Here is a 20,198-nt window from a genome sequence, read left to right on the forward strand (position 1 = left end):
CGTCGACCTTGCCCTGGGCGAGAGCCGTCATGCCCTCGTCCGGCGTCAGCACGGTGACCTTCTCGATATCGTCGCGCTCGGCCAGCAGATTTTGCGGCGTGGTCTGATATTGCACCGCGACGCGCTTGCCCCGGAGGTCGTCGATGCTGCTCAGGACGAGCGTTCCACGGCTGACGAGCGCATAGGTTTCGGTCGTGATCTTCTTCGAGAAGATCACTGTTGGTCCCATGAATTCCGAGGACAGCGGCAGGCCTATCATGGCGTCGCACTGTTTGCCCAGCAGCGTCACGCGTACAGTCCGCTTGCCGAAATAGGATTTGTACCAGTCGTAGGTGACGGGGCGGCCGATCTGCTGCGACAGGGCCTGGCCGACCTCGAGATAAAATCCCGGCTGCGATGGATTGTCACTCGAGAAGGGGAGGTTGGTCGGATCCGCGCATAACCTTAGCGGGTCGGCCTCGTTTGCCAATCCTGCAGCCGACGATGCCAGCAGAGTGGAGGCCATCAATGCGACGAGGGTCGTCGCACGTGCTGACAATTCGGCGGCGGCCTGCCAGTTCGAGCTAGTCTGACGACGATTCAGGCGCATCCTCGATCCCTCGATCTTGTTATCTTGTTTGTCCGGAAGAGCTCGGTCCTGGCGGCCGTGCGGTGCCCTTCGTTTCAGGCGGATAGGCCCGACTGTGCGCGTGTCCCGATTCCGGGGACACGCGCTTCTGTCGTGGCCGTTGCGGCTATTGGACTGCGAAGACGAACAACGCGCCGCCCTCGGGAGCCGCGTTCGTCATCTTCTTGCCGATCTCACCCAGGAAGGCCGGGATCGAGGCGGTGCGCCCGACGACCACGGCGACGTACTGCTTCCCGTCCACCGAGTAGGTCACGGGACCGGCGCCAATGCCGGAGCCGAGATTGCGCTTCCACAGGATCTTTCCGGACTTGGCATCGATGGCGCGGAAATCGCCGTGCAGATTGCCAGAGAAGACCAGACCGCCTGCGGTGGTGAGCGTGCCTCCGTTGAAGGGAAGGTCTTCCTGGATGGACCAGACCTTCTTGTTGTTCACGGGATCCCAGGCGATGAGCTCACCGAGGAAGCCGCCCGGGCCTTCCTTGGTCGGGAATTCCGCACCGAGATAGAACACGCCGCGCTTGTAGGAGACGTCGCTGACCGCCCAGTCCATGCAGACATTGTTGGCTGGGATATAGACCAGGCCCGTCTCCGGATTGTACGACATCGGCTGCCAGTTCTTGCCACCGATCAGATTCGGACAGACGTCCTTGACAGGATGTCCGGGGCCCGGCCGCTTGTCCGGATCCTCGACCGCGCGCAAAGTCGAAGTGTCCCATTTCTGCGCCCAGTTGGCGAAGACGTACTTCTCGGCCGAGATCACCTTGCCGGTTTCACGATTGGCCACGAAGAAGAAGCCGTTGCGGTCGGCCTTCATCAGCGTCGGAACCGCCGCGCCGCCGATCTTCAGGTCGGCGAGGATGGCTTCGTTGACGCCGTCATAGTCCCAGGCATCGGCAGGGGTGGTCTGGATGTGCCACTTGATATTGCCGGTGTTCGGGTCGAGCGCCAGCGTGGACGCGGTATAGAGATTGGTCAGCTTGCCGAAATCACCGTTGCCGGTCGAGCGCACGGCGGTATTCCAGGGACCGGGATTGCTGGTGCCCCAATAGACCGTGTCGCTCTTCGGATCATAGGAGCCGACCAGCCATGCCGCCCCGCCGCCGTGCAGGCCGGTGTCGCCCTTCCAGGTCTCGCTGCCGGGTTGGCCGGGAGCAGGGACGGTGTAGGTCTGCCACAGCACCTTACCGGAGTTGATGTCGAAGGCCTGCAGCGAACCGCGCACGCCATACTCGCCGCCGCCAAAGCCGGTGATGACCTTGTCGCGTACGACCAGTGGCGGCGAGGTGATCACCGAGCCCTGTTTGTAGTCGACGACCTTCGACGTCCACAGCTCCTTGCCGGTCGCGGCATCGAGCGCGGTCAGCTTACCGTCGAGCCGGCCGACGAAGAGCTTGCCGTCGGCATAGGAGATGCCGCGGTTGTTGACGTCGCAGCAGGCAAACTGCAGCACATCGTCAGGAATATCCGGCTCATAGGTCCATTTGCGCGCGCCGGTCGCGGCATCCAGCGCATAGACGTATTTCGGACCCCATGAGGTCGAAACATAGAGCGTGTTGCCGATCACGATCGGCGAGGCCTCGTTCGAGCGCAGCGAGGCCAGCGAGAACGAATAGACCAGCGACAACTTGCCAGCGTTGTCGGCGTTGATCTCCTTGAGCGGGCTGAACCGGGTGTTGCCGTAATCATGGCCTGCCATTGCCCAGGCCCCGGGCTCGCTGGTCGCCTTCAGCGCCGAGTCATTGGCGCGGACACCAACGGTGCCGGCCACAAGGAAGGCAACCGTCGAGATGCCAGCCAAGAATCTCCTGCTCGTGAAATTCATCAGTTCCCTCCGCATTTGTCTTTGTTGTGGTCGTGTGGCGCGCACCGCGCCGAGCCCCGATGTGCAGTCGCGCTGCAAGCATCTGGGTGAATTACACCACCACCTCTCTCGGGCTCTCATAGGCGGAAGGTAGTAGGCCAATGGGCCGGCGTCGAACGCCGATTCTATCGCTCTTTCATGTGCTTGTGGGGATTTCTGATGTCCGGAGCGGCGCATCTGGGCTCGCGAGATCGGTCGACCGAGCCGGCGGTGAGGGCTCCGGCCGGTTCAGCGGACGCTCGTCTCGACCGACATAAGTGCCCGACCCATTGCCCTAATACATCTCGCGGCGTGAACGAAAAATCTATTGATCGCTCCATTTTGGTCGGCCGCATCAGCCTTGGCGCCGCAGGAATCCAGTGATGGTAACGGTTTCCCAGATGCCTGCTGCGGCAAAGGGGTCGGCGCGATTGAACGCTTCGACCTCGGCGCGTCCGGGGGCTTCGACCACGAACAGGCTTCCGATCATCTTCGAACCGTCGTCGGAGACGAGCGGGCCGGACATGACGATCGTGACGGCATGGCGAGAGCTGTCGCTGAGGTAAGCCTTGTGTGCATCGTAGTTGGTGAGCCGGACAGGAAGCGCGCCGGAACGGTCGAGGGCGTGGATGGCAAAAAGCATGAGTCTCTCCGTGACTGATGTGGGGACGGCTCCCAGCCGGCAGCCGCTCTCTACATTGACGAGAACACGGGCTCGCTATTTCGCGCCGAGCTTGCTTGCGTCTTCGAAGGTCGGACACGTCCGCTGCTCCAGCGAAATGTCGAACGGCTGATAGTTCTCGCTCGTGATGACGGTCGGCTTCAGCACGATCTCACTGATCACCGGCTGACCGCGAAGCGTGCGGATGGCCATCATGGCACCGAGGCAACCCTGAGCGAAGCCGTTATAGTCACCGCTGGCGAGCAGCTTGCCCGACTTGATTGCGTCGACGGCCTCCTTGGTGCCATTGATGCCGATGACGAGGGCCTTGCGATTCGCGCCGTCCAGCGCCTCGATGGCGCCGATGGCCATGGCATCGTTGGCGGCGAGCACACCGTCGATCTGCGAATTGGACTGCATCAGATTTTCCATCACCTGCAGGGCCTGCAGGCGTTGGTAGTTGCCGGGCTGCGAAGCCAGGAGTTTCACTCCGGGCGTCTCTTTGAGAGCGTCATTGAATCCGCGGACGCGATCGACGTTGGTGAGGGAGCCCTTGACACCTTCAATGATGACAACATTGCCCTTGCCCCCGAGCGCCTTGAGCAGGAAGCGTCCAGTCTCCAGACCAAGACTGTAGTCGTCAGCGCCGACGAAGGACACGAATTTGCCCCCGGCGGAACGGTCGGTGATGTTGACGACAGGAATCTTGGCGTCATTGATCTTCTCGACTCCGGGTACCATCGCCTTGTAGTCGACCGGCGTGAAGACAATGGCGCTCGGTTTCTTCACCACGACATCCTCGATCTGGCTGAGCTGCTCCGGGATCGAGTCCGGTTTTGTCGGAATATAGTGGAGAATTTTGGCGTTCAGCGCCTTTGCCATGTTGTCCGCGCCGACCCGGACGGTCTGAAAGAACGGATTTGTCTGGTTCTTCGTGAAGACCGCAATTGTTTCGTTGTCGGCGCGGGCCTGCGTCGAAGCCGCTGTGATCAGAAATGACAGAGCGAGGCAGCGCGTCATTCGATGTTTCATCTTATTTCCATCCCTCATTTTTTGAGTTTTCTTACAAGCTCATTGCGCCGAACGTCGGGTCTTCATGTCGAGCCAGACTGCAACGATCACAATGATTCCGGTGACGAGCGGCTGCCAGTTCGCGCTGATCGAGAGCAGGTTCATGCCATTCAGCACAAGCGTCAGGATCGATGCTCCGATGAACGTACCGAAGACGGTTCCAATTCCGCCGAACAGCGAGGCGCCACCAATCAGGACGGCCGCAATGGCAGGAAGCGTCAGGCTCTCGCCGATGTCGGCTTCGGCAGAGTTGAGCCGTGCCAGGAAGATGATGGAGGCGATTCCGGCCATGGTCCCCGACACGGTGTACACAAGCAACAGTCGACGCGTGACCGGAATGCCCGAGAGTCTCGCTGCGACCGGATTGGCGCCGATGGCGTAGATCTCCTGGCCCCAGATGGTGCGTTGCGCGAAGAGCGATCCGATCGCGAGAAAGATCAGCAGCAGATAGACCGGGACAGGAAGCCCAAGGAAATAGCCACTGCCGATCTGACGGAAGCCGGCCGGGAAGCCGTGCACCGTCTCGCCTGCCATGTACCAGTATGTGACGCCGTTCAGCACCCATAGCATCCCGTAGGTGGCGATGAAGGAAGGGATGCGCAGCGCGGTGACCATGAATCCGTTCAGGAATCCGACGACGCCTCCCACCACCAGTCCGGTGAGGATCCCAAGCGCCGGTGAGCCGGTCTGATGGATCACTGTGCCGGCAAGACAGGCCGACAATGCAACATTGGCGCCGACTGAAAGATCGAGGCCGGCGGTCAGCACGACCAGGGTCAGACCCGAGGCGATGAAGAAAGTCAGGCTCGCCTGCCTCAGCACGTTGAGGATATTGCCGAGGCTCAGGAACGAGTCGCTGAGAAGCGTCAAAGCGGCGCAGATCAGAAGCGCCGCCAGCAACCGATAGAACGCCTGTGACGCGTTCTGCGATAGGATGGACCGCGGCGGCGACAAGGTCTCTTTGATGAGGTCGGTCATGACCGGCTCCGAAAGCCGTCGAGGAACAGGGCCACGATAACGAGCGCACCGACGCTGGCGACCTGAATGGAGGAGGGCAACGAGACCAGGTTGAGCCCGTTGCGCAGCACGCCAACGGCGATGACCCCAAGCACGGTGCCGAGCAGCCAGCCATTGCCGCGCTCGAACGAGGTGCCGCCGACCGCCACCGCCGCGATTGCGTCGAATTCGAGCCCGAGCCCCGCAGTTGGATGCCCCGAATTCATCCGTGCGGTCATCAGGAGGCCGGCGACACCGACCATCGTGCCCCCGATCGCGTAGACCGCGATCAGCAGCCGAGTTGGCGACAGGCCTGCATATCTGAGCGCCTCCCGATTGCCGCCGAGTGCGAAGACGTACGTGCCGAACCGGGTGTGATAGAGCAGGCCGTGAAAGACGCCGTAGCTTGCGAGTCCTATGATGATGGGGACGGGTACGCTGAGCACAGCGGCCGAATAGATGTCGCGCACGCTATGGGGAATGCCCACCACGCTCTGGCCGTCGCTCATGATCAGCGATAGGCCTTGCGCGATCCCGAGCGTGGCAAGGGTCGCCACGAACGGCGGAATTCCGACGATTGCGACCAGCCAGCCATTGACGGTGCCGAACGCAGCGCCGACCAGGACGGCAGCTCCCAAGCCCAGCAGTGCGGATTTGGTTGCGAGGGAGACGATGGCGACACAGAGCGAGGTGAGCGTGAGCACCGCGCCCATCGAGAGGTCGAGCCCCTCGGTCATGATGATCAGGGTCATCGGCAATGCGAGCATGGTCAGAATTGTCGACTGCACGAGCACATTGGCGAGGTTCGCAGCCGACAGAAAGCCCGGCGCGATCGCACCGAACAGCCCGATCAGCAGCACCAGGACGATCGCCACCCCTGGAGTGCGCTGGAATAAACGAATCTGCGAGATGACGGCAGCGTCAGGCATCATGCATCCCCAGCCGCACGATATTCTCCTCGGTTAGTTCGCTACGCGTCAGGTGTCCAGCGACGCGGCCCTCGCGCATGACATAGGCGCGGTCGCAGACGTGGCAGATCTCGATCTGCTCGGACGAGATCATCAGGGCCGCGGCACCTTCGGCGACCAGTCGGTCGATCAACGCAAAGATCTCGGCTTTGGCGCCGATGTCGATCCCGCGCGTCGGCTCGTCGAAAATGAACAGCTTAGCGCCGGCCGCCAGCCATTTGCCGATCACAACCTTCTGCTGATTGCCGCCCGAGAGCAGACCGACCGTTTGCCGTGCATTTGGAGTAGCGATCCTGAGTTGCCGGATCAGCCCGTCTGCTGTGCGCTGCGCGGCGCGTGGATCGTAGAGCCCGCTTGGAAAGAGCTTTTTGAGTGCCGATACGACGAGATTGTCGCCAACCGAGCGCATCAGCGCGAGACCTTCGCTCTTGCGGCTCTCGGGGATCAGCGCGATGCCGCGACGGGCGGCGATGTCCGGCTCGCCTGAGACGGGTTGACCGTCGAAGATGATCTCGCCTTCCAAGATCGAATCGGCGCCGAAGATCGCACGAGCCACCTCGGTGCGACCGGACCCGACGAGACCGCACAGGCCGACGATCTCGCCCCGTCGGACCTCGATATTGATGTCGGAGATGCCGGTCGTCGAACTCAGTCCTTTGACCTCCAGCAGCAACTCGCCCGGCCGTTCGGCGAAATGGCGGGGATAGGTCATGTCGACGTTTCGGCCGACCATCATGCGAACGAGCTGGTCGGGCGTGACATCGGCAGGGCGGAGATTGTCAATGCGACGGCCGTCGCGCAGGACGGTAATGCGGTCGCCGAGTGCGAACACCTCGGCGATGCGGTGCGAGATATAGACGATCGCAACGCCGTCCGCCTTTAGCCGCGCGATCAGCGCGAACAGCAGCTCGGCCTCACGATCGGACAGCGCTGCCGTTGGCTCGTCCATCACCAGGATCCGCGCATTCTGGCTGATCGCTTTTGCGATCTCGACCATCTGTTGCTGCGCGACGCCGAGCGTGTCGACGATGACCGACGGATCGATGTCGAAACCAATCGTGTCGAGCACGCGCCGCGCGTCCGCCAGGATCTTGCGGCGGTCGATGGTACCGGGCAATCGGCCTTTCGGCTCGCGGCCGAGGAAGATGTTCTGTGCGATATCGAGGAAGGGAACGAGCGAGAATTCCTGAAAGATCACGGCAATGCCGAGCTTCTGCGCATCCGCGATCGAGGTGATCGCAACCTTGGCGCCCTTGTAGTAGAACTCGCCCGTATCGGCGCAATAGGCGCCACACAGGATCTTCATGAGGCTGGATTTCCCGGCGCCATTCTCGCCGAGCAGCATATGAACTTCGCCTGGATGGATGGCAAACGACACGTCATCCAGCGCCTTGACGCCGGGAAATTCCTTGCTGATACCGCGTAGTTCCAGCAACGGCGCCGGCGAAGGAGCTGCAATGGGCGATGCCACGCTCATGGCCGCGCTCCGCCGGCAAAGATCTTTCCCGGGTTCATCAGACCGTGAGGATCGAGCGCCGCTTTGACCGAGCGCATGACGGCGACGGCGTCGCCAAGCTCGTCCTGGAGGTAGTCGATCTTGCCAAGCCCGACGCCGTGTTCGCCGGTGCACGTTCCGTCCATGGCAATCGCGCGCGCGACCATGCGCGCCTGCAACGCCTTGGCGCCGGCGATCTCACCCTCATTCGCCGGATCGATCAGGATCAGCATGTGGAAGTTGCCGTCGCCGACATGGCCGACGATGGGAGCCATGAAGCCATGCTCGTCGGCGTCCCGGCGCGTTTCCGTCAGGCATTCGGCCAGCCGGGAGATCGGCACGCAGACGTCGGTAATGACCGCGCGGGCGCCCGGCCGCAGGCCGAGGCCGGCGTAGAGCGTATTGTCACGCGCGTGCCAGAGGCGGCTGCGGTCCTCGGCCGCCTTGGCCCATGCGAAGCCGCGGCCGCCGTGCTCGACGGCGATCGTCTCCGCCGTCTGCGCCTGCTCGATGACAGCAGCCTCCGAGCCATGAAACTCCAAAAACAGGGTCGGCGCTTCCTGATAGCCGAGCTTCGAATAGGCATTGATGCCGCGCATCATGACATCATCGAGAAGCTCGATCCGGGCGGCTGGAACGGCCGATTGAATCAGGGCAATCGCGGTATCGACCGCGTCGTGGAGATTGTCGAAGCCGCATGTCGCGGCCGAGGTCGCCTGCGGCACCGGATGTAGCTTCAGCGTGAGTTCGGTGATCAGGCCGAGCGTTCCCTCCGACCCGACGAACAGCCGCGTCAGATCGTAGCCAGCCGCGGATTTGCGCGCGCGCCTTGCCGTACGGATCACTCGGCCGTCGGCCAGGACCACCTCCAATGCGAGAACGTTATCCTTCATGGTCCCGTAGCGTACGGCCATGGTGCCGGAGGCGCGCGTCGAGGCCATGCCACCGATCGAAGCGTCGGCACCGGGATCGATGGGGAAGAACAGTCCAGTCCCGCGCAGCTCTGCATTGAACTGCTTGCGTGTAATGCCCGGCTGCACCACGGCGTCCATGTCACTGTCGTGCACGGACAGCACCTTGTTCATGCGCGCGAAGTCGAAACAGACACCTCCGGTGACGGAAGCGGCATTACCTTCGAGAGATGTGCCAGCCCCGAACGGCACGACCGCCGCGCCGGCCTCGGCGCAAAGCCGGACGATCTGGACGACTTCCTGCGTCGTCTCGGGAAATACGACGATGTCTGGCGGCAGCGTCGGGTAGTAGGATTCGCTCTGGCCGTGCTGATCCAGGACGCCGCGCGCGACACTGGCGCGCGGACCGATCAGGTCTGAAAGGCGATCGGCCAACGCAGCGGCGCTGATCCGCAATCCCATCATTCCTCCCCTTCGTTCCTCAATGGCTTCCGGACTCTTTGCGGTCCTTCGCCGTCGCTCACTGGCTTAGGCCGGATGCGTGCTGCTCGCAACCTGCTTCAGGCCGAAATCATAGTCGAGGTAGAAGTACGCTGTCTCCATCATGCGGCCATCCGGTGCACGGCCGGGTGGACGACGTTCAAAGTCCCGTATCAGGCTGTCCTTGACGCCGAACACGACATCGGAGTCGAGATACTTGTCTCCGGCGACGAAGATGTGCGTCACGAGCTGCTCGAAGCCGGGAGCCGAGATCATGAAATGCACGTGAGCCGGTCGCCACGGGTGCCGGCCCTGCGCCGCCAACATCTCGCCGACCGGGCCGTCGTTTGGGATCGGGTAGGCGGCGGGCTTGATCGACCAGAAATGGAAGCGACCGTCCGCGCCGGTGCGAAATCGCGCACGCATCGCGAGATCGCCGATCTGCTCAAGCCTTTGCACGTCGTAGTAGCCGTCATCATCGGAGTGCCAGACGTCCACGACCGCCCCCGCCAGCGGACGGCCGTCTGCCGCCGAGACCGAGCCGGTGACCAGCATCGGATCGCCTTTCATCGGTCCTGATATGTCGCTGCCATTCGGCTTTTCGGGCGCGGCTTCGACGAAGAAGGGACCGAGCACGGTGGTTTCGGTAGCGCCTTCCGGCATAGGATGATTGATCGCATCGACCAGCATGGAGACGCCGAGCGTGTCCGACAACAGGATGAATTCCTGGCGCTTATCGTCGCACATGTGGCCGGTCCGGGTGAGGAAGTCGATGCCATCAGCCCATTCCTTCTGGGTGGGGCGCACTTCGCGTATGAAGGCATGAAGATGGCGCACCAGTGCCTCGCTCACCTCTTTGATCCGCGCATCACGTGCGCCCGCCAGGCGCTCGAGCACCGCAGTCGTGATCGTGGTCTCGTCAAAGTTTCGCAAACCGCGGCTCCTCCTCAGAGTGTCCGTTCGCCGAGCCTGGACAGCCGCTTGAGATGCCGGACGGCAGCGATGACGTCGGTCTCAGCCCGGGGCACGTTCGATTCCCTTCATGCTTGCGCCGGCCGTTCGCCCGCCCATGCCCGCGCGATCAGATCGCGGAGGGCGTCGCGCTCGAGCGGCCGCGGATTCCAATAGGCATTGGTCACGGCAAGGTCTGCCGCCTTGTCGATGCCGCTTTCGGGCATGCCGATGTCGCGCAGCGCGAGCTTGGCATTCAGCTCCCTGGCGAGGTCATAAAGTCCTTGTGCCGCGTCATCGGCACCGATGGCGCGGGCGATGCGCGCCATGGCCGCGGGGGCCGCAGGGCGATTGTAGTTGAGCGCGTGCGGCAGCACGATGGTATGGGTTTCGGCATGTGGCAGATCGAACGTGCCGCCGAGCGCATGACAGAGCTTGTGGTGCAGCGCCATGCCGACATTGCCGAGGCACACGCCGCAGAGCCAGGCGCCATACAGTGCCTCGGTCCGCGCCTCCCGGTCATTGGGGGTGGCGACGATCGCGGGCAAGGCGTGGGCAAGCGCGCGGATGCCTTCTTCCGCCATCAACGATGTCACCGGATTGCTGTCGCGTGCATACAGCGCCTCCGCGGCATGCGCGATCGCGTTCATCCCTGAGGAAACAGTCAGCCCGACCGGCAAGGTGAGCGTCAGGTCGACGTCGTAGATCACCGTCTCCGGCAGCACAGCGACGTCGCGCAGAGTGGTCTTCAGCCCATTCTCGGTCTGGCCGAGGATCGGCGTCATCTCGGAGCCGGCATAGGTGGTTGGGATGCATAGCTGATTGATGCCGGTCCGCAAGGCCAAAGCCTTGCCGAGACCGGTGGTTGATCCGCCACCCAGGGAGACGACGCAATCGGCCGCGCTCGCCCTCATCGCCGCGAGCGCGCGCTCGGTCACGTCGACCGGTGTGTGCATGGTCGCGCCTGGGAACAGGCCCGCATAGAGCGGTCCCAGTGCGGCGCCGAGCCTGGCGCCCTCTGCCTCCTGATGTGGCGTGGTCAGCACCAGGGCGCGTCTGCTGCCGAGCCGCTCGATTTCCGCGCCTGCCGCGCTCAACGTGCCGCTGCCGAACACGACGCGGCAGGGCAGAGCCTCGAAAGCGAATCCGCCGATCATGCGCCCGCCTCGGCTCTGACGGGATAGTCGACCTGGAAGCGGCCGATCCTGATGTCGCCGAGCTCCTCGCGCACGCGAAGGTGCTCGGGATGGGACGCATAGGCCTTCAGCGCGGCACAGCTGGTGAATTCGGACACGAGGACGACATCGCAGGCATAGTCGACGTCGCTGACATCGAGACCAACCTCGATGTGGGTCAGTCCGTCGATCCGGCCTTTCAGGCCCTCGAACAAGGTCTTCACCTTGAGGCGGGCAGTGGTGCGCTCGGCAGGCGTTTCCGCCCGCAGCCGCCACATCACGATGTGCCTGATCGGCCCCGACATTCCCGTGCGTCCTCGCCTGTCCGTGTTCTTGTGGGCGATTTTGCCTTACGTAGAACGGAAATAAAGGTCAAAAAATGTAACTCTCTTTTCCGGTATACGTAAGAATGGACCGCTTGCTGCAACTCGAGGTATTCGCCCGAACGGCCGAACTCGGCAGCCTGTCCAAGGCGGCGGAAGCCTTGCGGATGTCGAACGCGGCAGCGAGCCGGCATCTCAGCGCGCTGGAGGAGAGGCTGGCCGTTCGCCTGATCGAGCGCAACACGCGACGGCTGTGGCTGACCGAAGCCGGGCAGCAGTTCCTCCAGCGCTGCAGCGCGCTGCTCAACGAGCTGGCCGAAGCCGAAGACGCGGCGAGCGACCGCGCGCTGTCGCCGCAGGGGATGTTGCGCGTCACGAGCTCGCTCTCTTTTGCGACCATCTATCTCGCGCCGATGCTGCCGGCGTTCCGCGCGGCCTATCCAAAACTGAACGTGCAGATCATTGCCGCCAATCGCTACCCCGATTTTATCGAGGCGGGGATCGATGTGGCGATCCGCACCCGCGAGCACGAACCCGACTCCAGCATTGTCGTCCGCCGCATCGGGCAGATGCGGCGCGTGCTGGCGGCGGCTCCGTCCTACCTCGTCAGCCGTGGGCGCCCCATTGTGCCAGCCGATCTCGTGCGGCACGACATGCTGATCTACAATCTTGCCAACGATCCCTATTCATTGTCCTTGCGCAGCGACAACGAGGCCCAGACGATTCGAATCGCACCGACGCTCGACAGCAACGACGGCCAGGTGATCAGGGAGGCGGCCCTTGCAGGCCTCGGGATACTGATTCAGCCGCTCTACATCGTGCAGGGCGACATTCTTGCCGGCAAGCTCGTGCCGATCCTTCTGGATTGGGAGTTGCCGCTGCTGACGATGAATATCGCCTACCAGAACCGCGTCAGGCTGCCGGCCAAGATCAGGGTATTCGCGGACTTTCTGGTCGAGCATATCCGCGCACATTCCGCTCCGGGAATCTGGATTGAGCCGCCAAAATAGAACGTCGAACTCTCGTAGTTCCCTGTGACCACCAAGGAAATTTGCGGGCCACGACGCGTGGCGCTGACCTTGTTGGATATGAACAAACTTGATGTGAATTCCTGCCAGGCGCACTGTCAGCAAACTGGCTTCTATTCCGAGACTCTCGTCTCTAACGCGTTAAGCATCATGCGCCGTTGCGGCGTGAACCCGTGGGATGTGAATACGACGTTCCTCAGTGTTGCTGTAGGGGAAAAGGGCATTCTTTTCGCCTCATGTATCTAGAGCCTGTGAACGACCGACCCGCTATTTCATGCGGGGAGCAGGGCGGAGAGCAGGAAGGCTGTTCCTGTGCTGATGTCGCATGAGATTCGGATCTTGGTTCCGGAAAGTGGCACGCGCGAAGCGCGAACTTGAGATCATATCCGACTGCGCGAGACGAAGCCTCATGGGTGCAGTGTGACAATCACCGGTTCGGCATCGGTGGTAATTTGTCGGTAATGTTGATCGATCAATCGGGAGATGGGTTCGAGGAATCAGGAAACATTGGCGTTTGACCGCCGCATCGTCATCAAGGCTCGTCGCATGAAGATCCGACCCCGGTTCACAACCAATGATGCCCTATCGCTGTTCTTCACGGCATTGTTCGTTTTGACATGCAGCACTTTGTTGGCGCGGCCGGTGCAGAAAAGCGGATCGTTCGGGCATAGGTTGGTACAAGTCGGCAGCGCCAAAGCCCACCAGACGGTGCGGTGGTAATCTGTGGGAATGATACGGTTGAGATGCTCCTCGATGGCGAGCCACCGGCGAATATCGAACCCACAAATATGGAAGCCCGCGCAAAGGAGCGGGCGATCTATCGGGGAGCCAGCTTCGAAGCGGCTTGGTCGTAATCGATGACCTGATCCCTTGCGTCAACCTAGACCAGCCCCCCTTGAAAACAGCACGTTGCCTCTCGAAATGAGAACAGACCGCGTAGCCGTTCCGAAAACCGTCAAGCCGTCCTCTGCCAGCCGCGCTAACGCTAAAGCGACTGTTCGCCTACCGCTGCCTGCGGGCGTCGTCATACACCGCATCGACTGGCCGGTGGCTATCTCCATTCTCGTCGGCCACCTCCTGGCGCTGATCGCTTTTGTACCGTGGACCTTTAGCTGGACCGGGGTCATCCTCGCAATCGTCGCTGCGCGGGTGATGGGATTGCTGGGTATTAACATCTGCTACCACCGTCTGCTCACCCATCGTGGCTTCAAATGTCCGAAGTGGTTCGAACACGTGCTCGCGGTCATTGCTATTGGCTGCGTGCAGGACACGCCGGCCCGTTGGGTCGCTGTACACCGCCTCCATCATCAGCACACGGACGAACAGTGCGATCCGCACAGCCCCTTGGTCAATTTTCTCTGGAGCCATGTCGGCTGGCTGGTGCTGAAGAACCCCGATCTGAGGCGACTCAAGATTTACGACCGATACGCCAAGGATATTCTGCGAGACCCATTTTACGCGGCGCTGGAACGCGATTGGCTCCAGCTCGAGATTATTCTCTTGCAGTGGGCAGTGTTCTTCGGCGCGGGTTTCCTTGCTGAAGTGGTCATGGGTGGCGCCGTGATGGACGCTGTCCAATTCGGGGCAAGTATTCTGATCTGGGGCGTGTTCGTACGGACGGTCGTTGTGTGGCACCAGACCTGGGCTGTGAATTCTGTGGCCCACCTCTGGGGATACCGGAATTACCAGACAGACGAGGATAGCCGGAACAACATCATCGTCGGCGTTCTGGCCCACGGTGAAGGCTGGCACAACAATCACCATGCGGATCCCCGCTCGGCTCGTCATGGTCACAAATGGTGGGAGTTGGACACGACGTGGTTGACCATTCGCTTGTTCGAGAAGCTCGGTCTCGCGACCGATGTTGTGGGGCCGAGTCCGCTGGTTATGTCCAAGGTGACTTGCCGACCGCCAAATACGATCGCGCAGGCTCGTGACACGCGAAGGCGCACGTCTTCGGAAGCAGGCGACAGCTTAGATCGGGCGCAATCTGGCGGAGCTTAGCCGCCGCCGTGGGACTGATGATTGCCCTTTCAGCCAATTCCCAACAGTCGCCGGACCGCAACGATCGCTTTTATCGCCAGTTCAACAGCCATCAAGCAGCCGAAATGGGGGCGGTTGTCTGGACTTCGGTCAATGTTTGAGCGACCATTTTCGAATTGTCGAACGGCAAATCTGGTGTTTGACCGGCTATAGTGGGAAAAGTCAATTTGATAGTCGTTCCGCCACCTGGTGTCTCGCAGATCGCGACACTGCCATTGTGAGTAACCATTACCTGGGAAACGATGGAAAGACCGAGACCAACCCCCTCGGCTCTGGTGTCTCCACGCCTGAACGGCTCAAGTAGAAGGTCTGGTTGGCTAACCTTCATACCTGGTCCAGTATCGATCACACTCAATTGCCCCGAGGGCGTGACCGTGACGAGAATAGGGCCGCTTGTCCCCGCGTGAAGCACAGCGTTTCGGATCAAGTTGGAAAGCGCAACGGCGATCGCCGCTTCCGAACCTCGCACCCAGACTGCGTAACCTGGGTCAGTGAAAGCGATTTCACTTCCGCTTTTCAAAGCCGTGGGCACGTGATCGGCCGCAACTCGGCGCGCGAGCGCCACAAGCTCTATGTCTGTACGTTCGGCGGGCTCGATCGAGATGCGCGCCAACTGAAGGAGCATGGTGACAATTGATGAGAGCTTCTGGTTTTCGGCAATGAGCTTGGTGCGAAGCTCGGGATCCGCGACCTGTTCTAGCGTGGTGCGCGTGTTGGTGAGAGGAGTTCGCAGCTCATGAGCCGCGTTGGATAAGAACGCTCGTTGCGCGTTTGATGCACGATCAATTCGCGACAACGCTCGATTAAAGGCCGCTATTAGCGGCAGCAATTCCGCCGGCGCGTCTTGTTCCGGCAACCGGCGACCGTCAGGAACACCGTCGATCATCTCGGCCGCGGTCGCGACCGCGCGGACCGGACAGGCGATCAGAGTCGGTACAAAGACCAGAGCCGTGAACGCAGTCGCGACGAGAACGATAAGGATCGGAAGCGCAACAAGCGTCGCATCGGTCAGCGTCCCAATCATGAGCTGTGTTGCAGTGTAGGCAACACCCCCTGTCTCGATCCAGACTTCGCCGGCGGGGGTGTCTCTAACAGCCACCATCTTCTTGATGTTTCTGGTCTGACCATCGACCGCATAAGCAAGGAAACTTGTTCCCGGCTGCGACATGGGAGTCTTCTGTGGGCGCCATTTTGGTATTGGGCCAAAACTGACTTCTCCACTCTTATCGGACACAACGTACCAGAACGCTGGAAAGTCGCGAATGATCTTGTCGAGCCGCTTGGTCTGTTTGACCATCAACTGGCCCTGCACGTTGCGTACGATCGCCTCTTTCAGGGCGTCAGCGACGTCGGCGGCTCCCCAAGTGCCATCGTCATCACCGCCAAGTCGGATGAGCAAAGCGGCTGCGCACAACAGCATGATGGTCGTCACAACTCCGATGAGAGTTGCGGACAATACCGTGATCGAGCGACGAAGGCGTCTCAGCATTTGAAACTTCAAACTCATCATTCGCCGCTCAACAGATATCCAAGGCCACGGACGGGGCGGATTGCAATCTTGCAATTGGCTTCGCGAAGACGACGACGCAGTCGGGAGACATGTGCCTCGATCGCGTTCGACTGGATTTCGTCCTCAAAGCCATAGGCGGCAAGCTCGAGCGTTTCGCGCAATACGACGCGTCCGGTCCGTCGAACCATGGCCTCCAAAATCGCGAGCTCGCGCCGAGGAACAACAATGGGATGCTGGTCGATGCAGACGACGCGATTGACGATGTCATAGCTCAGATTTCCGATGTTCACGACGGCACCTTTGTCAAGAAAGAGGCGCCGCAGCACGGCCTTGGCTCTCGCCAGCAGTTCAATTGGTTCGAACGGCTTGGGAACATAGTCATCGGCCCCGTCGTCGAGCGCGCGGGCGATGTCGATCGGATCGTCGAGCGACGTCAGCACGATCGTCGCGGGGCTCGGTTTCTGCTGTCTCAGATCGGGGAGCAGCGCCAGTCCGTCGCCATCCGGAAGGCCTCTATCGATCACGACGAGGTCGAAGTTCCGCACAGCAACCGCAGCTCGACCTTCGTCGAGCGTTGTGACCATATCGGACGAGCCAAAGGCGGCCGCGAGCGCATCCCGAAGCCAGGGCCCCAGTTGGGGATCATCCTCCACGACCAGAACCCGCACCATCTTCTCCTAAGGCCTCTCAAAGTCATAACTCCAATCATTACCGGTACATTGCAATAGGATTACGAGCCGGGATCGAAGTTGTGCTATTCGATAACATATTGATAACATGTGCATTTTCTGGTGATCGTTGCCTATTGCGGCCTCTTGAACGAGCCAATGACGGCCGGGGCACGTACCCCGCAAGGTTGCTGGGCACCCCGTTATAAACTGTGGATGTTCGAGAGACCCGGCGAGGGTGAGGTGAGCATCGCGGCGGATCGCATATTCGAGCGGCGCACGACAACGGCCTATCGGAGAGGCACGCCATTTCTCCGGAATTGGGATCGCGACCTTCCAGAACGCCGGGCGAACGTTCGGAAGAGGGCGAGCAGGTCTTGGAGCCAAATATCTAGATCGTCAATCCACGAGCGTGTCGGGTCCCGCGACCAACGCTATGCCAGCATGAGCGCGCAGCCGTTGGCCGGGTTGAGAAAGCGGCGCAAGAAGCTCCAAATTCGAGAGCTTGTCTTTTTTTAGGTCTGAAACGTCGACATCACACGTGACATTCCAAGCGCATCGCAGACGGCGCTGTCCTCTGTTGAAGCCTGCGCCGTCTGCATTCAGCCGCCAGATGCAACGTCAAGGTTTACCATCCGGATGATGCATCGTAGTACCCGTCGTGATAGCCGGTCGAATAGTCGTAACCCGGATACTCATAGCCTGAATAGCTCGGAACCTCGTAGTAGCGATACACGCGTACCCGTCGCCGATACGCCGGAACATAGACGTGGTCATCATCATAGACATAGGCTGGCGCGCGACGGGAATTCGCAATGGCAGAGCCGGCCAGTGCGCCAACGGCGAGCCCGCCAATCACGCCTGCTGCGATGGCTCCACCGTCACCGGCTTTCGCTCCTGTCGGTGAGAACGATGCAACAGCGATGAGTGCCGCCGCCGCGATCACGACTGGCTTATTCATGGGATGCTCCTTCCGGAATTGGTCGTACGATGCAGGGCAATCTGGCCTCGCAGCATTGCGATAGGATTACGTTGCCGATCTCGATATCCTCAGGCTTTGCACGCTTGCCTTGGTCAGGCGCCCCGGTTGTTTCCACCAAGCCCTGGCGCATTGCTACGGCGGAAGCAGAACGCGCGGCGTCTAATCAATAGGGCAAAGGCGTTTTCTGGTCGGTAAGCTTTCCATCTTGAGTTTGGAGAGCCCTTGCTGCGCCACGACGTCGCATAGCAAACAATGCAACAACATTGCGCTTGAGCCCGGGCAGGCCCAACAAGTCCGATTGAACGGCGAATACGTGGCTGACAAACTCGAAGTTCCCCGCCCGCGCCGTCGTCTGCCGCATCCAATGAAGGCAGTCGGCCTGGTCCTGGAAACAGAGGGCTGCCCAGCCGCGCTCCATAGTCGTCTTGTTGGGCAATTCCCATCCGGAGCCATCGGCGAAATCTTGCGTATATTGCGGATGATCAGGACTGTAAAAAGCGGCGACAAATCCAAGGCTGTCGTTGCCGCTGACAACCGCAAGTGGAACTCCCGTCAGCTCGTGCCACTGGCGGGTAAGTTCATTCGCGGCCTCGCGGTAGAAGGTGCGCCCCTCCATATAGCCGTAGCTGTTGCGCCACAACGCATGGAGCGGAGCTGCGATCACGACCGCTACCGCAGCGATGCATGCCACAAGGACCGTCGCGTTGACAGTGTGGAATCGCTCAATGCGATAGCGCGTGCTGCACACGATGAGAATGGCGAACAGGAATAGCCCCTGCAAGGCCCACAGGGATGGCAAATCGGTGCCGATCGCGAGCGATGTGCAGACGGGCAGGGCGATCGTCCCGAGTGCGACATAAAAAAGCAGTCGGAGGCCTGAGTTCATCGCGGAAAAGTCCTGGCCAAAGCGCTTGAGGCGGTCACCGGAAATCATCACCCAAACGATGGCGGAGACACTCATCGCGGCCGCAAGTCCGGCCAGGAAGGAGATGACATCCCGAAGCGACGTTTGTAGATCAGCGCCAGTGTGTGCCAGTGCATAGGAGAAAGGCGGCGCTCCGGTTTTTGCGAGCCAGTAGATATGCGGCGAGAGCGTGATGAGCCCGGTCGCCGCTGAGATCCAAGGTGAAGCCGTCGTGAAATATGTGCGCCGCAAGGGGTGCGCCAAGGCAGCCAGAGCAAAACTGGCCACCATGAAGATAGAGTAATATTTCCCCAACATCGCCAGCGCGGTGGCAAATCCGGCCGCAATTGCCCAGCGCGTGGTCCTTGTTTCGAAGGCCCGCAGAAAGCAAAAAGTCGCGAGTGGCCAGGTCGCCAGCAGGACGGCGTTGGCATTGAATCGTTGGGCGTGGAACTGATATGCGGGAGTCAACATAAGCAGGAGCAGTACGATCAATCGCTTATGCCCGGTCACGAACTGTCTCGAGATGAGATCGACAAACCAGAGCGCCAGCGCAGCGTTGGACATTGCCATCAACTGGAGCGACCAGTTGGTCGGCGGAAAGATCGAACTCCAGGCGCCGGTGACCCAACCCATCAGCGGCGGATGCTTGATGTAGCCCCATGCGAAGTGTCGGCCCAGGGTCCAGGTCTCGAGCACATCAGGATGCAGGCCGGCGCCGAGATAGGCAATCGACAAGGCGACGGTCCAGACAGCGACAAAGCAAAGGAGTAGAAGGGGCACCGACCAGCCCGCTTCGACGCCCTCCAGCCATCGTATGAAAGGACGGCGCCATCGCGCGGGGCAGCGATCCGACCGTTTGGCCATGACGGAGAACGGAAAAACTGCGGTGGTCCGACTGGATTTGTGTGCAAACGCTTACCAGAGGCTTACGTGCAATAGTCTGGGCGCTGGATGTGGGCGAGCATCACACCAATGTTCTAAGGGAATTTCAGGCAGTCAAATACGTTGCGAACGGTCGCCTGAATGAACCATTCCAAAATGAGCTGATAAGGCAGTCGGGCCTGCCTTTGTTCGATTGCAGCGTGCCCGGAGTCTCGCCAGCGACGGCCGTAATCTATCGGTAATGTAGGTAGGCGAGATCAGATAAGAGTGACGGACTGCAGGGGCATAGAGAAGTTCGCGGCTATTGTGGTTGCAGCGCCGATGGGACTTGGACTTTGTCACCCGAGGAGGCTCACTTTTGAGATAGCCGATTGATTGCCGCAGCCCTCATCGGAGAGGTTGCCTTCGGTACTTCGGGCGGCGTCGAAGCTAGTCCCCCCTGCCACAACGCATGGGGGGCTTGCGTAGCAAGCGGCGGCCAAGGCTGCTGTGGCCATGAGCCCCTCTGGGTTCAGCTCAGTTGAGGTACGCGCAGCGGATCGCACCTCATCAGATTCGACCTCGGGCAGCACCGTAGTCCCACGCGGTGCACCGCCCGGTGAGCAGGCCGTTCGGGCGCGTCTCCCAGCCCCCGTGACTCCCGGACGGCCTGCAGCGGGAATTGTGTCCATGTGAAGTC

Annotated in this window: 18 protein-coding genes; 3 read left to right on the forward strand and 15 right to left on the reverse strand. The window is 61.1% G+C overall.

Features of this window, described 5'->3' with window-relative positions; translation table 11 throughout:
* The 11 genes from BRAS3843_RS10190 to BRAS3843_RS10240 all read right to left on the reverse strand — a co-directional run.
* A partial coding sequence (locus tag BRAS3843_RS10190; RefSeq protein ID WP_035981316.1) for a transporter substrate-binding domain-containing protein occupies window positions 1-589 on the reverse strand: 589 nt, incomplete at its 3' end.
* A 145-nt stretch (window positions 590-734) separates the two neighbouring features.
* Window positions 735-2,450, reverse strand: a complete 1,716-nt coding sequence (locus BRAS3843_RS10195) for a PQQ-dependent methanol/ethanol family dehydrogenase (protein WP_244425228.1) — start codon at window positions 2,448-2,450, stop codon at window positions 735-737.
* Between the two features lie 373 nt (window positions 2,451-2,823).
* A complete protein-coding gene (locus tag BRAS3843_RS10200) occupies window positions 2,824-3,111 on the reverse strand; it encodes a YciI family protein (RefSeq protein ID WP_008968774.1) in 288 nt (95 codons plus the stop codon).
* Window positions 3,112-3,186: 75 nt separating this feature from the next.
* Complete coding sequence (locus BRAS3843_RS10205; protein WP_035981319.1) at window positions 3,187-4,161, reverse strand: sugar ABC transporter substrate-binding protein; 975 nt, start codon at window positions 4,159-4,161, stop codon at window positions 3,187-3,189.
* Between the two features lie 39 nt (window positions 4,162-4,200).
* Entirely contained in the window at window positions 4,201-5,178 is a 978-nt protein-coding gene (locus tag BRAS3843_RS10210) for an ABC transporter permease (RefSeq protein ID WP_008968776.1), read from the reverse strand.
* Window positions 5,175-6,125 (reverse strand): ABC transporter permease, encoded by a 951-nt coding sequence (locus BRAS3843_RS10215; RefSeq protein WP_035981326.1) that lies wholly within the window; start codon window positions 6,123-6,125, stop codon window positions 5,175-5,177. Before BRAS3843_RS10215 ends, BRAS3843_RS10210 begins: the two co-directional genes overlap by 4 nt.
* Window positions 6,118-7,641 (reverse strand): sugar ABC transporter ATP-binding protein, encoded by a 1,524-nt coding sequence (locus BRAS3843_RS10220; RefSeq protein ID WP_008968778.1) that lies wholly within the window; start codon window positions 7,639-7,641, stop codon window positions 6,118-6,120. The genes BRAS3843_RS10215 and BRAS3843_RS10220 overlap by 8 nt, the downstream gene beginning before the upstream one ends.
* Window positions 7,638-9,032, reverse strand: coding sequence for an FAD-linked oxidase C-terminal domain-containing protein (locus tag BRAS3843_RS10225; RefSeq protein WP_008968779.1), 1,395 nt, complete (start codon window positions 9,030-9,032; stop codon window positions 7,638-7,640). Before BRAS3843_RS10225 ends, BRAS3843_RS10220 begins: the two co-directional genes overlap by 4 nt.
* 66 nt (window positions 9,033-9,098) lie before the next feature.
* Complete coding sequence (locus tag BRAS3843_RS10230; RefSeq protein ID WP_008968780.1) at window positions 9,099-9,983, reverse strand: intradiol ring-cleavage dioxygenase; 885 nt, start codon at window positions 9,981-9,983, stop codon at window positions 9,099-9,101.
* A 107-nt stretch (window positions 9,984-10,090) separates the two neighbouring features.
* Complete coding sequence (locus BRAS3843_RS10235; RefSeq protein ID WP_008968781.1) at window positions 10,091-11,158, reverse strand: maleylacetate reductase; 1,068 nt, start codon at window positions 11,156-11,158, stop codon at window positions 10,091-10,093.
* A complete protein-coding gene (locus tag BRAS3843_RS10240) occupies window positions 11,155-11,481 on the reverse strand; it encodes a Dabb family protein (RefSeq protein WP_008968782.1) in 327 nt (108 codons plus the stop codon). The genes BRAS3843_RS10235 and BRAS3843_RS10240 overlap by 4 nt, the downstream gene beginning before the upstream one ends.
* Before the next feature lie 104 nt (window positions 11,482-11,585).
* Here BRAS3843_RS10240 and BRAS3843_RS10245 point away from each other — a divergent pair, with 104 nt between their 5' ends.
* From BRAS3843_RS10245 to BRAS3843_RS10255, 3 genes are all read left to right on the forward strand, one after another.
* Window positions 11,586-12,509 carry a LysR family transcriptional regulator gene (locus tag BRAS3843_RS10245; protein WP_035981322.1) on the forward strand — a complete coding sequence of 308 codons (924 nt, stop codon included), beginning with the start codon at window positions 11,586-11,588 and terminating at the stop codon, window positions 12,507-12,509.
* A gap of 57 nt (window positions 12,510-12,566) precedes the next feature.
* Window positions 12,567-12,773, forward strand: coding sequence for a hypothetical protein (locus BRAS3843_RS41435; RefSeq protein ID WP_175361102.1), 207 nt, complete (start codon window positions 12,567-12,569; stop codon window positions 12,771-12,773).
* A gap of 801 nt (window positions 12,774-13,574) precedes the next feature.
* Window positions 13,575-14,531 (forward strand): fatty acid desaturase, encoded by a 957-nt coding sequence (locus BRAS3843_RS10255; protein WP_244425230.1) that lies wholly within the window; start codon window positions 13,575-13,577, stop codon window positions 14,529-14,531.
* Between the two features lie 91 nt (window positions 14,532-14,622).
* Here the strand turns inward: BRAS3843_RS10255 and BRAS3843_RS10260 are convergent, their stop codons facing one another.
* From BRAS3843_RS10260 to BRAS3843_RS10280, 4 genes are all read right to left on the reverse strand, one after another.
* A complete protein-coding gene (locus tag BRAS3843_RS10260) occupies window positions 14,623-16,080 on the reverse strand; it encodes a HAMP domain-containing sensor histidine kinase (protein WP_347379573.1) in 1,458 nt (485 codons plus the stop codon).
* On the reverse strand, window positions 16,077-16,748 hold the full coding sequence (locus BRAS3843_RS10265) for a response regulator transcription factor (RefSeq protein WP_008968789.1): 672 nt from the start codon (window positions 16,746-16,748) through the stop codon (window positions 16,077-16,079). Before BRAS3843_RS10265 ends, BRAS3843_RS10260 begins: the two co-directional genes overlap by 4 nt.
* A 628-nt stretch (window positions 16,749-17,376) precedes the next feature.
* A complete protein-coding gene (locus BRAS3843_RS10275) occupies window positions 17,377-17,709 on the reverse strand; it encodes a hypothetical protein (protein ID WP_008968790.1) in 333 nt (110 codons plus the stop codon).
* A gap of 184 nt (window positions 17,710-17,893) precedes the next feature.
* Window positions 17,894-19,372, reverse strand: a complete 1,479-nt coding sequence (locus BRAS3843_RS10280; protein ID WP_347379574.1) for a glycosyltransferase family 39 protein — start codon at window positions 19,370-19,372, stop codon at window positions 17,894-17,896.
* Between the last annotated feature and the right edge of the window lie 826 nt (window positions 19,373-20,198).

Origin of the sequence: Bradyrhizobium sp. STM 3843 (genome assembly GCF_000239815.1) — a bacterium.
In the GTDB taxonomy this organism is placed as follows: Bacteria; Pseudomonadota; Alphaproteobacteria; order Rhizobiales; family Xanthobacteraceae; genus Bradyrhizobium.